The organism is Roseixanthobacter finlandensis (genome assembly GCF_043195105.2).
Classification (GTDB): domain Bacteria; phylum Pseudomonadota; class Alphaproteobacteria; order Rhizobiales; family Xanthobacteraceae; genus NCEH01.
This window is the reverse complement of sequence record NZ_CM195536.1, coordinates 2,781,732-2,801,009: the sequence shown is the minus strand read 5'-3', so window position 1 is coordinate 2,801,009 and position 19,278 is coordinate 2,781,732. Positions and strand designations below refer to the sequence as shown.

The 19,278-nt window shown below is 65.1% G+C and carries 25 protein-coding genes; 23 read left to right on the top strand and 2 right to left on the bottom strand.

Features of this window, described 5'->3' with window-relative positions; translation table 11 throughout:
* Positions 1-4 precede the first annotated feature (4 nt).
* From V5G24_RS13200 to V5G24_RS13140, 13 genes are all read left to right on the top strand, one after another.
* Positions 5-664, top strand: coding sequence for a head decoration protein (locus V5G24_RS13200; RefSeq protein ID WP_394085817.1), 660 nt, complete (start codon positions 5-7; stop codon positions 662-664).
* Positions 665-746: 82 nt separating this feature from the next.
* Positions 747-1,760: a major capsid protein gene (locus tag V5G24_RS13195; RefSeq protein ID WP_394085818.1), complete on the top strand. Its 1,014-nt coding sequence runs from the start codon at positions 747-749 to the stop codon at positions 1,758-1,760.
* Between the two features lie 115 nt (positions 1,761-1,875).
* Complete coding sequence (locus V5G24_RS13190) at positions 1,876-2,262, top strand: hypothetical protein (RefSeq protein WP_394085819.1); 387 nt, start codon at positions 1,876-1,878, stop codon at positions 2,260-2,262.
* Positions 2,263-2,281: 19 nt separating this feature from the next.
* Positions 2,282-3,067, top strand: coding sequence for a hypothetical protein (locus V5G24_RS13185; RefSeq protein ID WP_394085821.1), 786 nt, complete (start codon positions 2,282-2,284; stop codon positions 3,065-3,067).
* On the top strand, positions 3,054-3,665 hold the full coding sequence (locus V5G24_RS13180; RefSeq protein WP_394085822.1) for a phage baseplate assembly protein V: 612 nt from the start codon (positions 3,054-3,056) through the stop codon (positions 3,663-3,665). Before V5G24_RS13185 ends, V5G24_RS13180 begins: the two co-directional genes overlap by 14 nt.
* Positions 3,666-3,667: 2 nt before the next feature.
* Positions 3,668-3,880, top strand: coding sequence for a hypothetical protein (locus V5G24_RS13175; RefSeq protein WP_394085823.1), 213 nt, complete (start codon positions 3,668-3,670; stop codon positions 3,878-3,880).
* 1 nt (position 3,881) lies between these two features.
* Positions 3,882-4,277, top strand: a complete 396-nt coding sequence (locus V5G24_RS13170; protein ID WP_394085824.1) for a GPW/gp25 family protein — start codon at positions 3,882-3,884, stop codon at positions 4,275-4,277.
* A complete protein-coding gene (locus V5G24_RS13165; RefSeq protein ID WP_394085825.1) occupies positions 4,274-5,242 on the top strand; it encodes a baseplate assembly protein in 969 nt (322 codons plus the stop codon). Before V5G24_RS13170 ends, V5G24_RS13165 begins: the two co-directional genes overlap by 4 nt.
* Before the next feature lie 9 nt (positions 5,243-5,251).
* Positions 5,252-5,881 (top strand): phage tail protein I, encoded by a 630-nt coding sequence (locus tag V5G24_RS13160; RefSeq protein WP_394085826.1) that lies wholly within the window; start codon positions 5,252-5,254, stop codon positions 5,879-5,881.
* Positions 5,882-5,903: 22 nt separating this feature from the next.
* Positions 5,904-7,676 carry a phage tail-collar fiber domain-containing protein gene (locus V5G24_RS13155; RefSeq protein WP_394085827.1) on the top strand — a complete coding sequence of 591 codons (1,773 nt, stop codon included), beginning with the start codon at positions 5,904-5,906 and terminating at the stop codon, positions 7,674-7,676.
* A gap of 17 nt (positions 7,677-7,693) precedes the next feature.
* Positions 7,694-8,260, top strand: coding sequence for a DUF4376 domain-containing protein (locus V5G24_RS13150; protein ID WP_394085828.1), 567 nt, complete (start codon positions 7,694-7,696; stop codon positions 8,258-8,260).
* A gap of 75 nt (positions 8,261-8,335) precedes the next feature.
* Positions 8,336-9,988 (top strand): phage tail sheath family protein, encoded by a 1,653-nt coding sequence (locus tag V5G24_RS13145; protein WP_394085829.1) that lies wholly within the window; start codon positions 8,336-8,338, stop codon positions 9,986-9,988.
* Between the two features lie 66 nt (positions 9,989-10,054).
* Positions 10,055-10,561, top strand: a complete 507-nt coding sequence (locus V5G24_RS13140) for a phage major tail tube protein (protein WP_394085830.1) — start codon at positions 10,055-10,057, stop codon at positions 10,559-10,561.
* A 40-nt stretch (positions 10,562-10,601) separates the two neighbouring features.
* Here V5G24_RS13140 and V5G24_RS13135 read toward each other — a convergent pair whose 3' ends face one another.
* Entirely contained in the window at positions 10,602-10,754 is a 153-nt protein-coding gene (locus V5G24_RS13135) for a type II toxin-antitoxin system antitoxin (RefSeq protein WP_394085831.1), read from the bottom strand.
* Between the two features lie 134 nt (positions 10,755-10,888).
* On the opposite strand from V5G24_RS13135, the gene V5G24_RS13130 reads away from it, so the two are divergent.
* Positions 10,889-11,353: a hypothetical protein gene (locus tag V5G24_RS13130; RefSeq protein WP_394085832.1), complete on the top strand. Its 465-nt coding sequence runs from the start codon at positions 10,889-10,891 to the stop codon at positions 11,351-11,353.
* 262 nt (positions 11,354-11,615) lie between these two features.
* Positions 11,616-12,548 (top strand): BRO-N domain-containing protein, encoded by a 933-nt coding sequence (locus V5G24_RS13125; RefSeq protein ID WP_394085833.1) that lies wholly within the window; start codon positions 11,616-11,618, stop codon positions 12,546-12,548.
* 24 nt (positions 12,549-12,572) lie between these two features.
* Here the strand turns inward: V5G24_RS13125 and V5G24_RS13120 are convergent, their stop codons facing one another.
* A complete protein-coding gene (locus tag V5G24_RS13120) occupies positions 12,573-13,022 on the bottom strand; it encodes a zinc ribbon domain-containing protein (RefSeq protein ID WP_394085834.1) in 450 nt (149 codons plus the stop codon).
* 65 nt (positions 13,023-13,087) lie between these two features.
* Here V5G24_RS13120 and V5G24_RS13115 point away from each other — a divergent pair, with 65 nt between their 5' ends.
* From V5G24_RS13115 to V5G24_RS13080, 8 genes are all read left to right on the top strand, one after another.
* Positions 13,088-13,675, top strand: coding sequence for a phage tail protein (locus V5G24_RS13115; RefSeq protein WP_394085835.1), 588 nt, complete (start codon positions 13,088-13,090; stop codon positions 13,673-13,675).
* Positions 13,676-13,681: 6 nt separating this feature from the next.
* Positions 13,682-14,086: a phage tail assembly protein gene (locus tag V5G24_RS13110; protein WP_394085836.1), complete on the top strand. Its 405-nt coding sequence runs from the start codon at positions 13,682-13,684 to the stop codon at positions 14,084-14,086.
* 92 nt (positions 14,087-14,178) lie between these two features.
* Complete coding sequence (locus V5G24_RS13105) at positions 14,179-16,692, top strand: phage tail tape measure protein (RefSeq protein ID WP_394085837.1); 2,514 nt, start codon at positions 14,179-14,181, stop codon at positions 16,690-16,692.
* Between the two features lie 10 nt (positions 16,693-16,702).
* The gene (locus tag V5G24_RS13100; protein WP_394085838.1) at positions 16,703-17,125 is read left to right on the top strand and encodes a phage tail protein; all 423 of its coding nucleotides are present in this window, start codon (positions 16,703-16,705) and stop codon (positions 17,123-17,125) included.
* Positions 17,126-17,150: 25 nt separating this feature from the next.
* Positions 17,151-17,360, top strand: a complete 210-nt coding sequence (locus V5G24_RS13095; RefSeq protein WP_394085839.1) for a tail protein X — start codon at positions 17,151-17,153, stop codon at positions 17,358-17,360.
* Positions 17,361-17,373: 13 nt separating this feature from the next.
* On the top strand, positions 17,374-18,360 hold the full coding sequence (locus V5G24_RS13090) for a phage late control D family protein (protein ID WP_394085840.1): 987 nt from the start codon (positions 17,374-17,376) through the stop codon (positions 18,358-18,360).
* A 25-nt stretch (positions 18,361-18,385) separates the two neighbouring features.
* Positions 18,386-18,757 carry a hypothetical protein gene (locus tag V5G24_RS13085; protein ID WP_394085842.1) on the top strand — a complete coding sequence of 124 codons (372 nt, stop codon included), beginning with the start codon at positions 18,386-18,388 and terminating at the stop codon, positions 18,755-18,757.
* On the top strand, positions 18,744-19,238 hold the full coding sequence (locus V5G24_RS13080) for a hypothetical protein (protein WP_394085843.1): 495 nt from the start codon (positions 18,744-18,746) through the stop codon (positions 19,236-19,238). Before V5G24_RS13085 ends, V5G24_RS13080 begins: the two co-directional genes overlap by 14 nt.
* Positions 19,239-19,278: the final 40 nt, after the last annotated feature.

The window sequence follows — 19,278 nt, the reverse complement described above, 5'->3', positions numbered from 1 at the left end:
TCCCATGTCCACCGTCCTCACCCGTGCCCGCCGTCCCGGCGAGGCCATCCTTTCCGAGGCGAGCGGGAATCGGTCCCGCGATAACCTCATGCTGGCCGAGAACCAGGATTTCCCGGCCAATTCCCTGCTGGGCGCGGTGCTGCCCACGGGCGCCGTCACGGTCACCAAGACCGATGTGGCCGGCGCCAACAAGGGCGTGCTCACCCTCGCCGGCACGCCCTATGGCGCCGGCGTGAAGGCGGGCATCTACCGGGTGGTCTTCATCGAGCCCGCCGCGGACGCCGGCGCTTTCATCGTGGAGGATCCGACCGGCGTGGTGGTGGGCAACGGCACGGTCGGTGTCGCCTTCACCGGCGTGGTGAAATTCACCATCGCGGACGGCACGTCCGACTTCGTCGCCGGCGATACGGCTCTCATCGCGGTGGTGATCGCGGGCGCGCAGTACAAGGCCTTCGACCCGGCAGCCACCGACGGCGCGCAGATCCCCATCGCCTATTCGATCTATCCCGGCCTCACCGGTGCCGGCGAGACCAAGATGACCGCCGGCATCACGGCCGATGCGGAATTGATGGGTCCCAACATCGCATGGCCCTCCGGTATCAGCGCGCCCGCCAAGGCCGCCGCGATCGCCTCCCTCGCCGCCGTCGGCATCAAGGTCCGCTGACGGTTCGCTTCCCCGCCGCAACCCGGCTTTCCCACCATCTCGCCCCGCCAGGACGGCCGGGGGCCAGGAACTGGAGCGCAACATGCCTCAGATGCTCGACGCCTTCGAAGGCGATGCCTTCGATTTCACCACCCTCACCGCCAGCGTCAACAACGAGCCCTTCGCCCCCGGTCAGGTGGGCGCGCTCAACATCTTCGACGAGGCGGGAATCGACACCACAGACCTTGCCATCGAGGAGCGCGACGGCACGCTCGAGCTCGTCGCCGAGACGGCCCGCGGCGGGCCCGGCGAGACCACGGCCAAGGATTACGAGCGCATGCGCAAGCTCGTGGTGCCCCACTGGCAACGCGACGAAGCCGTGATGGCCGAGGAAGTCCAGGGTAAGCGCGTGTTCGGCACCACCGATCAGCGCGAGACGGTCGAAACCCGCGTCGTGCAGCGCTCCATGAAGCATTTTCGCGATTTCGACCTGTCGCTCGAATATCAGCGGGTGGGTGCCCTGAAGGGCATCATCCTCAACAAGCTGGGGCAGGTCCGCTACAACCTGTTCAACGAATTCGGCGTGGCGCAGGAATCCGTGGCTTATCTCGATCTCGGCAACGCCAATCCGGGATCCGGCGTCCTGCGCGATGCCTGCGACAGCATCATTGAGACGGTCGAGAACAATCTCACCGGCACGCCTTATTCGCACGTGCACTGTCTCGCCGGCCGTTCCGCCTATAAGAAGCTGTTCAAGCACAAGGAAGTGGTCGACAGCTACAAGAACACGGTGGAGGCCGCGTTCCTGCGCCAGGGCCTGCCGCGCACCTTTCAGTTCGGCGACATCACCTTCGAGCGCTACCGCACCGGCGGCCTCGCCAATTTCATCGGCGACGATGACTTGCAGTTCTTCCCCATGGGCGCGCCCGGCCTCTTCATCACCCGCTTCGCCCCGGCGGATTACAACGACACGGTCAACACCATGGGCCTGCCGCGCTACCTGCGGGCCTTCCTCATGCCCAACAACAAGGGCTATCGGCTCGAGGTGCAGTCGAACCCCATCTCGCTGTGCCTCAAGCCGAAGGTGTTGATCAAGGGCTCCAGCGCCGCCAACTGATCGCGGAGCCCTGCATGGTTAGGGCGCCGCGCACCGACCCCGACCGCCCGTCGGCTGGATCTGAATCGCGGGGTCAATCGGTGGTGGCGCCCTTTCCCGACAGCGCGAGGTTTCCATGACGCCGTTCGATCGCGCCCGCGCCGAGCTTAATTGCGTCGTCGACCGTCACATGGCCCGTTCCGTGGAAGTGCGCCCCATGCAGAAGGGGAATTACGGGACGGTTTCCGATCCCACGCGCGTCTCCTTCACCGCGCCGGCGCAGATCTCCGCGACGTCCAAGATCGTCGAGACCAGCGGCACCAATAGCGAGGATTGGCGCTCCAGCATCGTGGCGCGGCGCGGCACGCTCTCCATGGATCAGGTCCATATCCCCCCGGGCTTCGAATTTCGGACCGGGGATATCGTCATCGCCCTGGAGCTGCCCGGGCAGCCCCGGTTCGAGGTGATGGCGCGGGACCCCTATCGGTTCGACCGCGTTCGTCTCGATCTCAGTAGGATATGACATGCTGGCCCGATGCGCCTTGCGCCTGCTCACCGTGAACGTTCTGCTCGGCCGCACATGGGCGCGGGATCGCGTGGCAGATAGCGACATCGTCCCGATCGATGACCGCGTGTGCCAGGAGCGCAGGCCTTTCATCGCCGTCTATACGGATGATGCGCAGCACGATGTCGCGGGCCGCAACATCCTGACGGCCCCCGGCACTGTGGCGCTTACCATCGAAATAGGCGCGACCGCGCTCGTGCGCGTCGACCTGGAAGATGGTGCCGGCGAGCACGAGGAGGTCATGCCCGCCACCGATGGCGCGGTCGAGTTCCTCATCGACATGATCGAGCGACAGATTTTCGAAGCCCTCACGTCCGCCGCGCCCGCCGCCGATCTGTGGCGGACCTTCGCGGGCCGGGTGGGCAAGCGCAGCTCGGTCCGCGGCGCCTTTTTCCGCGAGGGCACGCGCGGCGCGGCACGGCAGATCATTATCGATGCGACCCCGCCCGCCGATCCGGTGCCAGGTGCCGCGCTGGGGCCGGCGTGGGTGGGGCTGCTGGCGTGGCTGGATGGCGCGGCTGATCCGCATCTCGCCAAGATGGGCGCGGGCATCCGCGCGGCCCTGGAAGGCGATGCCTCCCCGCCGCACTGGCTGTTGGAGCAGGCCTCGCTCGGCCTCACGCGCGAAGAGGCGCGCGCGCTGCATATCACGCCGCCGGCGCCCGCCGAGGCGACGTCGCCGGATGTCTCGCCAGTGGCCCCGGCGCCCGCTGCGCAGCCGGTGCCTCCGGTGGCGTTCGAGGGTGGCGATGTCCGTCTTTGACGATCTCACCCGGCAGGTGCGCGAGCTTTATTTCAGGGTCGCGGACATGGAGCGGGCAGGGCGCAACCGCTCGCGCATCGGCACGATTGCCGAGGTGGACGCGGCCCACGGCCGGGCCCGGGTGCGCCTCTCCAGCCAGGGCGGCACGGATTATCTCACGCCCTGGCTTCCCTGGTCGGAACAGGCCGCCGGCGCCGGCAAGACGCATTTTCCGCCATCCGTCGGGCAGCAGGCGCGGGTGCGCTCCGAGAGCGGCGACCTGACCGACGGCGAAATCGAAATGTCCGTGCCCTCGGACACGAATGCACGCCCGAGCACGCGCGGCGATGAATTCGTGCTCCTGGCGGTCGGCGATGTGAAGGCAAGCGTTTCGGACGGCTCCATCTGGCTTCGCGCCGGCAATGCCCAGGTGGCTATCGCCAATGGCAGCGTCGCCATTTCCGTCGGTGGAGACACCCTCGCCACGTTCGCGTCGGGGCAGATCACGCTCAAGTCCGGCCTGATCGTCACCGATGGCGAGACCAAGCTCGGCGAGGAGGATGCGGAAGACAAAGTGATGCTCGAATCCGGCCCTGCCCAGAAGATCAAGGGGAAGTAACCATGCCCGTTTACATCGTGAACACCGCCGGCTTCCTGCTCGGCACCTATCGCAAGCAGGGCGCGACGGTGACCCTCACCGAGGCGCAGGCGAAATATTTCCTGCCGCCGCACGACACCCGCCTCAGCCCGCCCGAGTCCCCCGCCGCTGCGGAGGACCCCGCGCCGGTGGCGCCGAAGGGCAAGACCGCGTCCGGCGAAACGCCCGCCGCCTGACGTGCCCGACAGCGTCGGCTTCGACCGCTTCACGGGCCGTCTTCTGGTGGATTGGGACCATGTGGCCCAATCCATCACCTTGCTGCTCACCACGCGCCGCATGACGCGGATTATGCGGCGTCTGTTCGGGTCCGATATCCCCGGCCTCATCGATGCGCCGATGAATGACCGCACGAAAATCGCGGCGTTCGTCGCGACCGCCGATGCGCTGGAGCCGCGCCTGGTGGAGGGCCGGCAATATGGCGAGCCGCGCTTCGCCCTCGTGTCGGTGGGCGTCTCCCAGGCCGCGGCGGATGGGTCCATCACCTTCGTCCTCGAGGGCTATTACGTCCCTCGCGGCCACGTCGGCGATGGGCGGGCGGAGGATGCCACCCGCCGGTTGGAGGTCACGCTGTGAGCCGCAGATTTGAGGATATCGACCTCGCGCGGCTGGGCGCCGTGCCGGACCTGGTGCCTGCGGATTTCGAGGCCGAGACGGATGCGATCCGCGCGGGTTTTATCGCCCGGTGGGCGGCCTTGCGGGCGCAGCGGCCCGATCTGCCGCCGGTCGATACGCTGCTGCTGGAAGACAATTGCGTCACCGTGCTGATCGAGGAGGTGGCCTTTCGGGTCACCCTCGCCAAGCAGAGCTATAACGATGCCATTCGTGCGGTGATGCTGGCCTCCACCTGGGGCGCGTTTTTGGAGCACCGCGCGGCGGAATTCGGCCTCACCCGCCGCACGCTCGATGCTGGCGACCCTTCCGCCTCCCCACCGGTCGCGCCGACCCTGGAAAGCGACGATGACCTGCGCGCCCGCAGGCAGATGGCGGTTGAGGCCATCTCCACCGCCGGGCCTTATGGCGCCTATATCTGGTGGGCGCTAGACGCCCATCCGCAGGTCAAGTCGGTGGCGGTCTACGGGCCGGAGAGCGGGCTGGTGGATCCTGGCGAGGTACTCGTGGTGGTGCTTGACCGGCGCGGGGATGGCACGGCGGATGACCAGGTCCTCGGCGCCGTGTCCCTCGCACTCTCGCCCAAGGAGCGGCGTCCGCTGACGGATCGGCCGGTCTATGTGGAGAGCGCCAGCATCATTTCCTATGACGTGGACGTCACCATCCATGTGCTGCCGGGGCCGGATATCGACCTTATCCGGGGCCGGGCGCTGGAGCGCGTCTCGACCTATGTCGCCGACCGGCACCGCATCAATGCGCCGGCGACGCGCGCCGGTATAGAGGCCGCCGCGACCGTGCTCGCCACCGACGGGCGTGCCTTGGTCGAGGAGGTCACAGTCGCCTCGCCCGTGGCGGACCTGCTGCCAGGGCTGAAGGAGGCGGCCTTTGCGGCGAGCGTCTCCGTGCGCGCCGACATCATCTCGGATTGAGGCCGCACCATGCTGTTCAGCCGCTCGCTCCTGCCCGGCAATGCCACGCCGCTCGAATCTGCGTTGTCGGAGGCCTTCGCCGAGGCGTTCGCGGGCCTGCCCGATCCGCGCAGCATTCCGACCGCGCTCGACCCCGCAGCATGCGATGTCCGCTTGCTGCCGTTCCTGGCCTGGGAATGGTCGGTGGACGAATGGCAGCCCGAATGGCCGGAGGCGGTCAAGCGCGCCACGATCGCCGCGAGTTGGGACGTGCATGCCCACAAGGGCACGCCCTATGCCCTGCAGCGCGCGCTCGATCCGCTCGGCTATGGTGCGCAGGTCACCGAATGGTTTCTGACCGCTCGGCCCGCCTACACGTTCCGCCTTGCGATCACGGATCCCGCCAACGGGGAATGGCGCGGCGCGGCGTTGGACAGCCTTTATCGCACGACGCTGCGCGCCAAGAACGTCCGCTCGTACCTGGAAGCCACCAATCTGCGCCTGCCGGGGTCGCAATCGCCCATTTTCGCGGGGGCGATGGTGCGCACGCGCATCCGCGTCCGGCCGAACGCCGACCCGGTCACCATCTTGTCCGCCATTCCCCCGGTTTTCGTGGGCGCCATGGTGCGCACCCGCATCCGCGCCCGCCCGGTCGCCTGAGGATGTCACCTGAGGATCATGCATGAGCAATGAATATATCGGCGTGGTCACCCTCGCCGGGCAGGCCGCCATTGCCGGCAGCATCGGCGGCACACCGCTGAGCCTGACCACGGTGCGCGTGGGCGATGGCAACGGCGTGCCCATCACGCCCAACGAGACCATGACCGATTTGGTGCGCCGTGTGGGCGCCGCATATGGCATCGCGGCCTCGGGGCGCGACCCCGTCAACCCGACCATGTGGCGGATCACGGCGGTGATTCCGGCCGCCGACGGGCCGTTCGACATCCGCGAAATCGGCGTGTTCGACGCCGCCGGCACCCTGATCGCGCTGGCGAAGCACCCGTTTGTTGAGAAGCGCTCGCCGGCACAGGGCAATGCGGTGGAGCTAACCACGGATATCGTGTTCCCGATCTCCGACACGGCGCAGATCACCATCAATTTGCTGCCGGACGTGGCGGTGCACATCGGGCAGATGCTGCGCGCGCCGTTCCTGGTGGCGGACAGCGCCACCACCACGGCGCCGCCGGCCTCTCCCGCCCTCGGCGCGACCTATGTCATCCCCACCGGAGCCACCGGTGCATGGGCGGGCGCGGACCTCACGAACCGTCTGGCCCAATGGACCGGCGAGGTGTGGGCCGCCGTCGACGTGCCTGCGGGGCATCTCGTCGTGGCCGGCGACAAGGGCCTCTCCGATCCGTCGCGCTATCTCTCACGCACCGCCGCGGGATGGGGGCCGGAACTGCCGGTCGCGATCCGCGCCGGCGTCTGGAATTACGTCGCGGCGGGTGGCACAGCGTCCGCGCTGACGATCGCCCTCAGCCCTGCGATCGCGGCCTATTCGGAAATCCTCGGCACCCCGTTGAGAGTGATGATTTCCGCCGAGAATGCAGGGCCGGCGACGTTAAATGTCAACGGCATCGGAGCGCAGCCAATAAAGACGATGCGCGGTGCCACCCTCAACCGTGGCGATCTTCCCGCAGGTGCGATCGTCACCGTCATTTGGGCGGGCAGCGCGTTCCTCCTGTCGGGCGTTGCATACCAAGACATCCGCATCAAACTCACCGGCGACGCGACGGTCTATGTCAGCAACGCGGGATCCGATTCGACGGGCGACGGCAGCGCCGCGCACCCTTGGGCCACCATCGAGCATGCCTATAATCAGGTGCGGCGGCTCTACGACACGGCGGGCTACCAGGTGACGATCTCATGCGCGCCCGGCACGTATGCGGGCGGCACGCTCACTGGACCGCTGCCAGGGCTCGGCATGGTCTATATTTTGGGGTCGGGCAGCTCGCCTTCCGACGTCGTTATTGGGCCGCTTTCGGTACAGACCGGTGCCTATGTGCGCTTCGACCGGGTCCGGCATAGTGCTCCAACGTCGGCGGGTGTATCGGCCTATTCCAGTAATGTCTATTTCATGGATGTGGATTTCGGCCCCTGTCTGTATTCTCAGGTGCAGGCCTATGGTGGCAGTTTTGTACTCTTCCAGAGCGGGTACCGGATTTCCTCCGGAGGGCAGAACCACATTTATGCATCCGGCCGGTCTTATATCTCCTATGCGACACCCGGCCCGATCCCTGTAGCGATTACTGGCACCCCATCCTTCACGGATCAGTTCGCCTGGGCGGACAGCATGTCGACCATCACAGCGATGTCGGCGGTGTTTTCCGGCGCCTCTACCGGCAAGCGCCACACCATCGACCAGAACAGCCTGTGCGTCACCGGCGGTGGTGGCGTGAACTTCTTCCCCGGCTCGGTGGCCGGGGCCGTCAGCAATGACGCCGTGTTTATCTGATTTTCGGGGGTAGGGTGATGATGTACAACCCGCGCGATTGGTATTGGCTGGGTGCAGACGGCCGTCTCTATTCCTCGGCGGCGGGCAGCGTCGTCGCGTTGGACACCCCCGCCTATCTGGCCTGGATCGCCGCTGGAAACGTCGCGACGCGCTGGCCGCGAGACGAGGCCGGCGCGCAGACGGATGCGGCCTTGCGGGATGTGTTGGCGCCCTACGGCCTCTCTCTATCCCCCACCGCAGCCTTGCTCGCCCACGCGGCACAGCGCCGGTGGGAAATCGAGACCGGCGGGATCGAGGTAGCGGGCCAAATGATCCGCACGGATGAGCAGTCACAGGCCAAAATCTCCGGCGCCTGTGTGCTCCTGTCCAACGATCCCGACGTGGCCAGCATCGACTGGGAAGCCCAGCCCGGCACGTGGGTGACCCTCGATCGCGCCACCATGATTTCCATCGGCGTCGCTGTCGGCCGGCATGTGCAGCGCTGTTTCTCCGCCCTGCGCCAGATTCAGGGGGAGATCACCGCCGAAAACATCACCACGACCGGCGCGATCGACGCGGCATTCGCGGCCGCGCTCGCCCCCTGAGGTTCCCCTCTCACCGCCCTTCACCTTCTCCCCACATGGGCGCCTTCGGGCGCCTTTTTTGTTGGAGCCAAGCCCATGGCCGATATCGCTTTTCATCATGGCTCGCGCGTCAACGAGAGCGCCGAAACCCCGGTCCTCTTCCGCACCGACCAGAGCGCCGTCATCATCCTCTACGGCACCGCACCGGACGCGGATGAAACCGCATGGCCTTATGACGAACCGGTGCTGCTGAAGGGCACGCCCTCCGCCGCCACCAGCCTCGGCGCCGCCGGCACGCTTAAAAACGCCATCGACGGCATTTTCGACCAGTGGAAACCCTATGTGTTCGTGGTGCGGATCGAGCAGGGCGCGAACGCCGCCGAGACCATGTCCAACCTGGTCGGCGACCAGGCGGCCATGACCGGGGTGTGGGCGGCGCTGAAGTGCGAGAGCAAGTTCGGCCTCGTTCCCACCATCGCGCAGATCGACGGTTTCACGGCCGGCGGCTCCTCAACCGGCATCGCCTCCATCTCCATGACCAACCAGGGGGATGGCTACCAGTCTGCGCCCGTGGTTTCGGTCTCCGGCGGCACCGGCGGCGTGTTCGAAGCCATTTTCGAGGATGGCAAGATCACCGGCGTCAAGGTCCTGCGGGGCGGCTCCGGCTATGTCAATCCGGTGGTGACGCTCACGGGCGGGGGGCGCGGCGCAACGGCGACCGCCTCGGTGGCGAGCGGCGCCGTCACAGCGATCGCGGTGACCGCGGGTGGCGCGGGCTATGTGACGCCGCCGGCGGTGACCCTGACCGGCGCGGGCACCGGCGCCACCGCGGTCGCCGTGCTCACGGACGGCGTCGTCACCGCGATCACCGTCACCAATGGCGGCTCCGGCTATTCTGCCGCGCCCACGGTCGCCATTGCCGGCGGCGCAGGCGCCGCAGCGACCGCCCATGTGGGGCCGGTGATCGGCCCCGCGCTGGCGGAACTCGACGCCGTGCTCTCGCGCATCGAGGCCGTCTCGTTCGTGGATGCGACCGACACGACGGATGAGGACGCGGTGCAGATGCGCCAGCTCCTGAATTCCCAGCGCATCTATCTGATCGATCCCAAGAGCATGGTGTGGGACACGCTCGCCAACGCCTATGTGCCCCGGCCCTCAGGCTGCCGTTTCGCGGGCGTGCAATGCCTGGTGGACAGCACGCTCGGCTTCTGGTGGTCGGTTTCCAACAAGCCGATCAAGGGTATTTCCGGCACCACGCGCCCGGTCTCCTATGGTGCGCAGTCGGATTATCTGAACGAGCGCGCGGTCAATTCGATCATCAATCTCAACGGCGAAGGGTTTCGCACATGGGGAAACCGGGTCACGACCGGCGATGATCTCTGGAAATTCCTGCCCGTCCGCCGCACGGCCGACCAGATCAACAAGGCGATCCGCAAAGCCTATCTCGAATTCGTCGACAAGCCGTTCAGTAAGGCCAATCTGAAGTTCATGATCGAGAGCGGCCGCGCCTTCATGGCGCAATTGGTCGCGGAAGGCGCGATCCTCGGCGGCGATGTTTGGCTGCCGCTCGATCTCAACTCCAACGAGGAGATGGCGCAGGGCCGGATCACCCTGGCGGTGAAATTCGAGCCGCCGGCGCCGATGGAAGATATCCGCATCATCGCCCACCGCGACATCACCTATTACGCGGTGCTGCGCGACAGCGTGCTCACCGAGATTTCGTCCGGCTCGCTCTCCGCCGCCGCCTGATCGCCCGCCATCTTCCGCGTGGTGCGCCGCCGCGCGGACCCTCCCATCTGATCGAGGATCCCCGCCATGAAAGAGACCCCCGCCTATATCCTGCGCAACTGCACCATTTGGGCCGATCGCGATAGCAAGGTCGGCCAGGCCTCGGAGATCACCATCCCTGAGATGAAGGTGCTGATCGAGGATTTCCGCAACGCCGGCATGCCCAAGCCGCGCGGCGTCAACCTCGGCTACGAGAAGCCGATTCTCGGCTTCAAGTTCACCGCCTTCGACCCCGCCACCATCCGCCTGTTCGGCCTCTATCCCGGCGTCGAGAAGGAATTCATGGCGACGGGCGCCTTCGTGGATGAAGACACGACCACCCATTCTGGCGTGCTCTATGCGCGCGGCAAGCTGGTGTCGGTCACGCCCGGAACCTGGAAGCCGGGCGAGAAGAACGAACCGGAATATTCCGTCGACGTGAACAGCTTCAAATTGGAAATGGACGGGCAGCCGCTGGTCGAGATGACCGACTTCGACGTGCTGGTGGGCGGCGTGAGCCAATACGCGTCGATCCGGGCCGCGATGCTGCTGTGAGGAGATGGCCCTCATTAAAAATGAGGGTCATTTGGGAGCCTTACTTGGGCAGGTAACCGCGCTCGCGCAGCCAGTCGGTGAGGATCTTCTCGATCAGTGACGACACAGATCGAACATCCTCCTTGGCGGCCTTTTCAAGCGCCGCTTTCGTTTCCGGTTGGACGCGCACGCCCAATGAAGGAGTTTTTCCCATACCCACATTTACCTACATTGACGTTGACAGGATATGTGCATTGTAGGTAAATGAAGGAAGCTTCGCAACAAAGAAGCGGCCCGGCTGGAAGCGGGAACTTCCATACCGGGCCTCACCCCGCCACGGAGATCGCCATGGCCCAGGCTGACACTGTTCATACCACACAATGCCCCCTTCTGCCTGTGATACAGGAGGTGCGTGCTCTCAGCGCGGCATGGGACCGCGCCCTTGTCCGACGGTCACGGGCGGGACACGCGGCGCAAATTGCCATCGACGCCCAGATGGAAGCGATAAGCGATGTGCAGGATTGCCTCGTCGCCCGAGCCTCTCAGCTTCTTCCCGAGAGCGCGGTTGGCGCCATGTTTCATATCCATCTGATCTCCTATCTGGCGGAACTGGTCGAAGACCGCATTCCGCAAGACTCGGAACGCGAGCAGGAAGCGTTGGAGATGATCAAGCGCATCAAAACCATGTGCTACGCGGTGCGCACCTATATCGAGCACACGAGCGGCGCCCGTGCCGAGGATGCGCTTGGCGAATATTACATGGCACGTGAACTCGATCCACACGTGCTCGTCGAGGGCGCACTGGCAGCCTGATCCGGAGCCATTCTTCGTTGTTTTCCGGTTCTGGCGGGTTGACATCCTGTTTTTTCACTGCAATCTCAAGGTCATCAGAGCAACGACTCGGCCGCCTTCGTGCGCCCCACAGTACGTTTGCTAATCCCGATCAAGATTTCGACCACTCGAATTTCCCACCGCCAGGGGAATGACGCGATCCCGAGCTTCATGGGCTCCGGCGGTCGTGCGCGACCACCTGCGCGTCCAGGTCTTGGCGGGCCGGACGCCCATGGAGACTGATATGCCTAACATGAATGCCTGCAACACTCTCACCCCCTTTCAGTTTGAGGATTCCGAGGTGCGGCTCATCGACCGCAACGGCGAGCCGTGGTTCGTCCTGGCCGACGTGTGCCGGGTGCTGGAGCACAGCAATCCGAGCCAGGCCGCTACCCGCCTTGACGACGATGAAAAAATGACCCTCACGGATACCCTAAACATTAGTGAGGGTATCGCCCCTCAGGTCCAGGCGCTCACCATCATCAACGAATCGGGGCTCTACAGCCTCGTGCTCACCAGCCGGAAGCCGGCGGCCAAGCGGTTCAAGAAATGGGTGACGGCAGAGGTGCTGCCCACCCTGCGCCGCACCGGGGTCTATGTGATGGGGGCGGAGGCCGAGGATCTGCCCGCGCTCGCCGACGGCAAATTGTGGGGCGTGCGTGTCGCCAAGGTGAATGCGGCGGCGCGCATGCTCTCCGCCGCCGAGAAGCTCTTTGGACCTGAGGCGGCGCGCGGTCTCTGGGAGATGGAACCGGACCTGCCGAAAGTCAGCCATCTGCGGCCCGGCCTCATGGCCGGCACGGCGCAGGACGATCCGGTTGGATGTTTTCGGCATCTCATGCGGACGGCCGCCGCTCCCGGCCGCGATGTGGGAAACCTGCTCCAACTCGCCATCAGCGACAGCGTGGCGGAAAAGGCCCTTCCGGCCTTCGGCCTCAGGCTCGGGCCGATGGAAGCGCGGGATACGGTCGCGATCGCGAACGCCCATTCCTTCCTCGCCCAATGCTTCGTGGAGACGCAATGGATCGGCGCATGGCCCATCGCCCTGGCGCAGCTGCCCGGCGCCCGCGCCTCTACGGGCGCGGTCACCTTCGGCAAATGTCAAAGCCGTTCAGTCCTGATCCCCCGCCGCGTGGTGCTCGACCTTCTGCATGGGCAGCGCGTCGGGTTGATGTGAGGTTGGGGCTTGTGCAGGTTTCGATCAAGTAAGTCTCGGCGGTGTCTTGTGATCAACCTCAGCTTTAAAATCTTCGAGTGACGGCCAAGTCTTCACATTTCCATAGATCCATGCGTTGACAGATTGATTTTCGTCCACAACGTACGGAACTCCCAAATATTGGGATGGAGATGATTTTATGGATAATTCTTTTTCGAAAGAATATCCGCAAAATCGGCAAACACGTGCCGCTCGCTTGATTGTTTCGGCGCACTTAGGGCATGTCTTACTGTTTGAAGATGGTGGCGCCTCGACAAGTCGTACTTCCGCGGGCTGCGGCACTTTTTTAGAGGGTAGGGCCAGCAGGAGAATGATTGCCAACGCTCCGGAGATGAAGAACGCGAGAAAGAACCAGAGTATTGCGCTTCGCCCCCGGCTCGGAGCGATCACGGCGCTCGCAATGGCGAGGCCAAACCAGACCAAAAGGAACTCCACCTTCCCCTCCCTGGGCGAGGTTGCACGATGCAACAGAAGCGTGCCGCAGAGACAGGAGGGTTGCAATGAAGATCGAGATCGAACGCGGCGGGGATTATCTCGCGCGCTATGCCGCCCGCCTGCGGGCTATCGGCGAATATGAAGCGCAGAAGGCCTTGGCTAATGCCCTGAACCGCGCGGGAACCTCCGCCTTCGGCAAGGTGCGCACGGCGCTGAGCTCCCATCTCGGCATCAAATATTCGTCCCTGGGCCTCACGCGGGCGCTGCGCAAGAAGGGTGCCTGGATGGATGATCTGGAATTCAAGATCATCGCTACGGGCCGGCATTTCGGCATGATCCATGCGAAGGGCGTCCGCACGGTCAAGTCGACCCGAATGGTTGCCGGGCGACCCAAGGTGTTTCGCCAGCTTTATGCCTCGGCCTGGAATGTGCCCCGGGCTTATCCCGGAGCCTTCATCGGCAAAGCGGCGGGTGGACCTCAGATTTTCGTACGCAATGGCGCGGATCGCCTGCCGGTGCGCGTGGTTTGGGGACCATCCGTGCCCACCGAGCTGCTGCGCGAACCGGCGGTCACGGTCTGGGAAGAAGCCATCGAGGACACTTTGCCGAAGCGCCTCGAACACGAAGTCTCACGTCTTTTCGACAAGCTCTAGGGAAACATGATGGCATTCGAGCAATTTGAGGGGTTCAACGGCGGGCAAGGTCCGGCGGCAAGTGCCGCGCCAGTACCTGAACCTCCTGTATTTGAAAATCCATCTGCGCGGTCCGAGACCGTCCCACTGGAATGGCCTGTGGTTTTCGAGGGGGTCCGATATGCGGCCATTTCGGTGCGCCGGCTGACCGTTGGGGAGGTCGACGCCTATGTGGCCCTCGCTCGGGAGGCTGGGGAAAAGCCACCGCGCTTCCCCATGTTCGACGTGCCGGACGCCGTTCTCAATCATCTCGACGATGACGACGCGGAACGGGTCAATGCGGTGATGTTGCGTTTCTTGCCCCGCCGCTTCCGGGTCGGCACGGGGAGCGGGCAATCCCCGGACGGTGGCGCCATTACGCCCTCGATTTGAAGCGCAACGGCTTCACCCTCGCCGAGATCCGCGCGCTCACATTCGCTGAGTTGCTGGTCTGGTGGGCAGAAATTCACGCTCGGGAGTAGAAGATGGCCAATCGCCTCACCATGCTTGTCGCCCGGCTCAAGGATGAGATGTCCGGACCCGCCGCAAAGGCTGGCCTGTCGCTCGGTCGCCTCGCGGCGTCCGGAAAGGAACTGGATAAGCTCGCCGGGTCGACGGGTGAGGTGAACGACCTGATGCGGGCAATCGCCAAGCTCGAGGGAGAGTCTCGGAAAGGGCAAGGCGCGCTCGGCGGCATGGGTGAGGAGGCGCGCCGTCTGGCGCGCCGGCTGGCCGAACTGGAAGGCGAAGCCGGCAAGTTCACCAAATTCCGGGAGGCGCAGAAGACTTTCGCTGCCGCGCGCACCTCGTTTCGCACGGCGCAGGAGGAGGTGCAGCGCCTCGGCCGCGAAATGGCGCAGGCGGAAAAGCCCACGATTGCGTTGCGCAAGGCCTATGCCCGCGCGCAGGCGGAAGTCAAGAATGCGGCCAGTGCGTTCGAGCGCCAGCGCGACATTGTGGGAAATGCGGCGCGCGCGCTGCGCGAGGCCGGAACGCCCATCAGCAAGGTGACATCCGCCGAGCGGGGGCTGAAGGTCAGTATCGAGGAGGCCAATGGCGCGCTGCGGCGGCAGGCCGATCTTCTCCGGCGCCAGCCGAACGGCCTTGGCCCCGGCGTGGGCCGGCCCGGTCCCGGCTTTCGGCTCCCCCCAAGCCGCGCGCCCGAGCGGGCCCCGCCGGGAGAAACCGGTTTCGGCCACGGGGCAATGGCTGCTGCTGGGGTCGGAGGGGCCGTCCTTGCGGGGGTGGGTGCCCCTATTCTCGGTGCAGCTGCGGTCGGTGCTGGTGCGAAGCAGGCATTCGACACGTCGATTGGCTTTGAGCGTGGCATGGACGATGTGCAGCGCGCGACTGATGTGAGCGCCGAGGATCTGGGTAAACTGGCCAAGGGGCTCATGGATCTCGCGCGGGCGACAGGCACTTCGAAAGAAGAATTGGCATCTCTGATGGCGGCGGGTGGATTTGCGGGACGGCCGAAGGGCGAGCTTCCGGCCTTCACCGAATATGCGGCCAAGGCTTCGCGCGCTTGGGGGGTGAATGCCGGCGACACGGGTCAGGCCCTCGCGGAAATCGGCAATATGTTCGATGCTGATCAGGCGCGGATCCAGGAGATTGGCGACGCCGTGAATACGGTGGCCGATAATACCGCAGCAAAAGAGAGTGATCTTCTCAGTGTCCTTCGTCGGACTGGCCAGTTGGGACGGCAGTCGGGCTTAACGCCCGAACAGACACTTGCCTTTGCTGCCGCTCAGAAATCTGTGGGTGTCGGCGATGAGGTGGCATCAAGTACATTTAATACATTAATGAATGCAATGGCCTTAGGAGAAGGTTTTCTCAAAGATAGCGCTGACGGCTACAAGGCACTCGGCCTCAATCCGCACAATGTGCAGAAGGATTTTGCTTCAAAGCCGTTGGAGACAACACTGATGCTTTTACAGCGGATCAATTCCATTAAAGATCCGATCAAGAAAGCGGAAACTCTCACGAACCTTTTCGGGAAAGAATATCAGGATAATATTGCAACCCTTTCGAGCCAGTATGAGAATCTGACCAAGATACTCGCCGGCGTAGCGGAAAAGACTCAATATGTCGGGTCGGTGCAAAAGGGCTTCGACCAGCAGCTGACCAAGGATTTCAGCAAGTACGATCGGGCGTGGCAATCCATCGACGTATTGATGACGCGCGTCGGGGACTATCTGAAGGGCGGTGTTGGCGTTGTTTCGCAGGGAATTATTGACACTGTAGAAGGTTATGAGCGACCGCCGGAACCGAATGACGAAGAGCGAGCTCAAGAAGATGCCGTTCTTGCGCTCCGTGCTGAGCTGCTTGATCGCATAGAGAAGGCCCGGCTGCTCATGCCCCATATGGTTCCTTCGCTGGAGGTGCGGCTCCGCGATGTCCAGAAGGACGCCGATGCAATCGAACTGCGGCGGAAAATTCGCAATGGAACGGCGCAAGCCCCCGCCTCTCCTGGGCTTGCCTTTGCCACCAGCAGCTATCCGGGAAAGCCCCCCGCCTTTGGGGATTATAAACATCCTGAACCACTCGCCGCCGCTCCCGACGTGCTGCCATTATACCCTGCGCCAGGAACACCTTATTCTTCCGGTCTCCCCGCTGGTGGTGAGGGCGCTTTGGGCGTTCCCGCCCAAGCCTTTGCTCTCCCCCTTACGCAGGTGCCCGCGCGCGCTAATTCCGCTGTCGGCGCGCCGGCGCCTGCGTTCGCTCCGCCGCCCGCGCCCGCGGCGCCGCAAGTGGATCTCGAATCCCTCAATCTGGCTGGGGAGAAGGCGCGCGATGTGGGCGAGATGATGAAGGAATATCTCGGCGTCAGCATCGCCCCCACCGTCGACACGGCGAGCATGATGCAGGCCCTCGATCTTGCGCGGCAGCTCAATGCCGAGCTTGCCCGCTCCGGCACGCTTGCGGCGCAGGCCGAGGCCGCTGGGCGCCAGAAGATCAAGGGCTTCAACGTGCGGGGCAGCTTTGCCCCCATCTATTGAGGAGGGGTGAGTGGGACCCGTCACGCTCGCCTTGGGGCCATATATTTTCACCGCCATGGGCTTCGGCTACCAGGAAATCGATCGCGAATTGAGCACGCCATGGGCCTCCAGCGATGTGGTCGACCGCATGGAGGCCCTGCAATGGATGGGGCCAACCTCCGACGAGGTGAATATTCGCGGCGTGCTCTTTCCGCTGGAATTCGGCGGCATGGGGACGCTCGATGGTCTCCGGTCGGCCGCGCTCTCCGGCCAGTCGCTCATGTTCGCCTCGCTGGCCGGGCGCATTTACGGCCGCCATGCCCTGGTTGGGGTAGGGGAGGAGCGATCCCACCACATCGCCGCCGGCACGCCCGGCCGGCTCGGCTATCGCCTGCAACTGCGTCGCCACGATGCGTCCGGCATTTCAGCCGGCGTCAGCATCCGCCTGTTCTGAAAAGTCCAATCAAGCCGGAGGCTCCATGTCCACGCGCTATCGCACGCAGCAGGGCGACATGCTCGATCTCATCTGCCTGCGCCGCTACGGGCGGCATGCGGGCACGGTGGAGGCGGTGCTTGCGGCCAATCCCGGCCTCGCCTGGCTTGGGCCGGTGTTTGCCGCCGGCGTCGACATCCTGCTGCCCGACCTGCCGCAGGTGAGATCCGCGCCCGGCGTAACGCTGTGGTCCTGACGCCATGAACCCAATGGCATCGCTGAGCGTGGACGGCACGCCGGTCACCGGCGCGTTCTGGGCCTCGCTGATCGAGCTTTCCATCACCGACCACGCCGGGGATGAGGCGGACGAAATCCAGACCCATCTGCACGATGACCCGTTTTTCGCCATCCCGCGCCGCGGCGCCGTGCTGAAAGCGGCGCTCGGTTATCGCGAAACCGGCCTGATCGACAAGGGGACCTACACCGCCGACGAGATCGAGCTCGAGTGCCTGCCTTATTCCATGCACATCCGCGGCCGCGCGGCCGACATGCGCGAGGATCTGAAAACAGATCGCGAACGGCACTGGGACAATAAGAGCCTCAAGGAGATCGTCGAGGAGGTCGCGGGGGCCCACGGGCTGAAGGCGCAGGTGGCGGAGAGCCTGGGCGCGATCCGCCTGCCGTGGCTTGGCCAACAAGACGAGAGCGACCTCAACCTGCTGCACCGCCTGGCGCGGCGCTATGGCGGGCTGTTCGCGGTCAAGGACGGCAATCTCGTGATTGCCGAGCGGGGCAAGGGGGAATCCACCTCCGGCGCCGCCCTGGCACCCCTGGTGATCACCCGCAACATGATCGTGCGCGGCTCCTGCCGCGTGCGCTTTTCCGATCGCGAGCGGCACAAGAAGGTGGTCGCCTATACCGACGACAAGGGTCGCCAGCACCGCAAGGAGGTGGAGGTCGAGAGCGATGCCGGCGCCGCCGCCATCCTGCGCATTCCGACCCCGTTCGGCACCGAGGATGAGGCCAAGCGCGCCGCCAAGGCGAAATCAAAAGAACTGGAAGATGGCGCGGCGACGCTGAGCTTCACCATTGAGGGAAACCCCAGCGTCATTGCCGGCGCGCCGCTGCGCCTCGCGGGCGTGCGCCCGGGCGTCGACGAGATCGATTGGACCATCGAGACCGCGACGGACCGGTTCCGCAAGGACCGATACATCACCGAGATCGAGGCGAAGCGCGCGGCGCCCGCCGAAGGCTGAGCCGCCCACGTTCCAAGAGGCAGAGATGGCAGACTTTCCTCAATACCGGGACCTCCCGGTATGGAGCGGCGATGCATTGCGCGTGCCGCTGGCTTTTACCGTTCTGGACGGGGCGGGCGCCCGCCAGCCTTTGGATCTTACCGGCGCGCAGGTGACCTTTTCGGTCGAGTGGGCCGATGGGGGCTTGAGCAAGTCCTGGCCCGGGGACGGCGGCATCCTTGTTCCGGATCCGGCTGCGGGCGCGCTCGTGCTCACCGCCACCCCGGAAGAGACCCTCGCGCTGCCGATCGGCGCACGCGCCCGTTTTTCGCTCGCCCGGACCATCGCCGGGGCGCCGGACACGCTGCTCTACGGGCGGCTCATCGTGAGCAAGTGGGGAAATCATGGCATCGGTTGAGGTTTTTCTCCCCGTCATCCAGGGGCCGCCGCCGTTTGTCCATCGCGGTGCGTGGCAACCGGGGGCTTATCTCGCTCGGGATTCGGTGGGGCATCTCGGGTCGACCTGGTTCGCGGAGCGCGACACGGTGGAGGCACCAGGGCCTGGGGCCGCCGATTGGTCGATCCTGCTCGATGGTGCCGCCGCGCAGGCAGACCGGGTCGCGGCGGCAGCCGCGGCAGCGCTCTCTCAGTCTGCGGCGGCGAGCGCAGCGTCCGCGGCCTCGACGAGCGCCACGAATGCAACCGTAGCGCTCCAGGCCGAGACTGGCGCCATGGGCGCGCGGGGCGCCTCCGAGACCGCACGCGATGAGGCACAGGACGCTGTCGCGCCGGTGCTGCCGATCGTCACGCGCATCCACCAGACGACGGCCGACCGGACCAACGTCACGGCGGACATGATCATCAACCCGGCCCTGCTGCTCACCATCGACGCGGCCTGACATCCCTTATTGCCGGCGCGCTGCCATCCCTCCGGAGCGT

Excerpts from the sequence above, each read along its gene's own strand:
- V5G24_RS13200 (WP_394085817.1), top strand. The coding sequence starts at position 5 with ATGTCCACCGTCCTCACCCGTGCCCGCCGTCCCGGCGAGGCCATCCTT.
- V5G24_RS13195 (WP_394085818.1), top strand. The coding sequence starts at position 747 with ATGCCTCAGATGCTCGACGCCTTCGAAGGCGATGCCTTCGATTTCACC.
- V5G24_RS13190 (WP_394085819.1), top strand. The coding sequence starts at position 1,876 with ATGACGCCGTTCGATCGCGCCCGCGCCGAGCTTAATTGCGTCGTCGAC.
- V5G24_RS13180 (WP_394085822.1), top strand. The coding sequence starts at position 3,054 with ATGTCCGTCTTTGACGATCTCACCCGGCAGGTGCGCGAGCTTTATTTC.
- V5G24_RS13175 (WP_394085823.1), top strand. The coding sequence starts at position 3,668 with ATGCCCGTTTACATCGTGAACACCGCCGGCTTCCTGCTCGGCACCTAT.
- V5G24_RS13160 (WP_394085826.1), top strand. The coding sequence starts at position 5,252 with ATGCTGTTCAGCCGCTCGCTCCTGCCCGGCAATGCCACGCCGCTCGAA.
- V5G24_RS13155 (WP_394085827.1), top strand. The coding sequence starts at position 5,904 with ATGAGCAATGAATATATCGGCGTGGTCACCCTCGCCGGGCAGGCCGCC.
- V5G24_RS13150 (WP_394085828.1), top strand. The coding sequence starts at position 7,694 with ATGATGTACAACCCGCGCGATTGGTATTGGCTGGGTGCAGACGGCCGT.
- V5G24_RS13145 (WP_394085829.1), top strand. The coding sequence starts at position 8,336 with ATGGCCGATATCGCTTTTCATCATGGCTCGCGCGTCAACGAGAGCGCC.
- V5G24_RS13140 (WP_394085830.1), top strand. The coding sequence starts at position 10,055 with ATGAAAGAGACCCCCGCCTATATCCTGCGCAACTGCACCATTTGGGCC.
- V5G24_RS13135 (WP_394085831.1), bottom strand. The coding sequence starts at position 10,754 with ATGGGAAAAACTCCTTCATTGGGCGTGCGCGTCCAACCGGAAACGAAA.
- V5G24_RS13130 (WP_394085832.1), top strand. The coding sequence starts at position 10,889 with ATGGCCCAGGCTGACACTGTTCATACCACACAATGCCCCCTTCTGCCT.
- V5G24_RS13125 (WP_394085833.1), top strand. The coding sequence starts at position 11,616 with ATGCCTAACATGAATGCCTGCAACACTCTCACCCCCTTTCAGTTTGAG.
- V5G24_RS13115 (WP_394085835.1), top strand. The coding sequence starts at position 13,088 with ATGAAGATCGAGATCGAACGCGGCGGGGATTATCTCGCGCGCTATGCC.
- V5G24_RS13110 (WP_394085836.1), top strand. The coding sequence starts at position 13,682 with ATGATGGCATTCGAGCAATTTGAGGGGTTCAACGGCGGGCAAGGTCCG.
- V5G24_RS13105 (WP_394085837.1), top strand. The coding sequence starts at position 14,179 with ATGGCCAATCGCCTCACCATGCTTGTCGCCCGGCTCAAGGATGAGATG.
- V5G24_RS13095 (WP_394085839.1), top strand. The coding sequence starts at position 17,151 with ATGTCCACGCGCTATCGCACGCAGCAGGGCGACATGCTCGATCTCATC.
- V5G24_RS13090 (WP_394085840.1), top strand. The coding sequence starts at position 17,374 with ATGGCATCGCTGAGCGTGGACGGCACGCCGGTCACCGGCGCGTTCTGG.
- V5G24_RS13085 (WP_394085842.1), top strand. The coding sequence starts at position 18,386 with ATGGCAGACTTTCCTCAATACCGGGACCTCCCGGTATGGAGCGGCGAT.
- V5G24_RS13080 (WP_394085843.1), top strand. The coding sequence starts at position 18,744 with ATGGCATCGGTTGAGGTTTTTCTCCCCGTCATCCAGGGGCCGCCGCCG.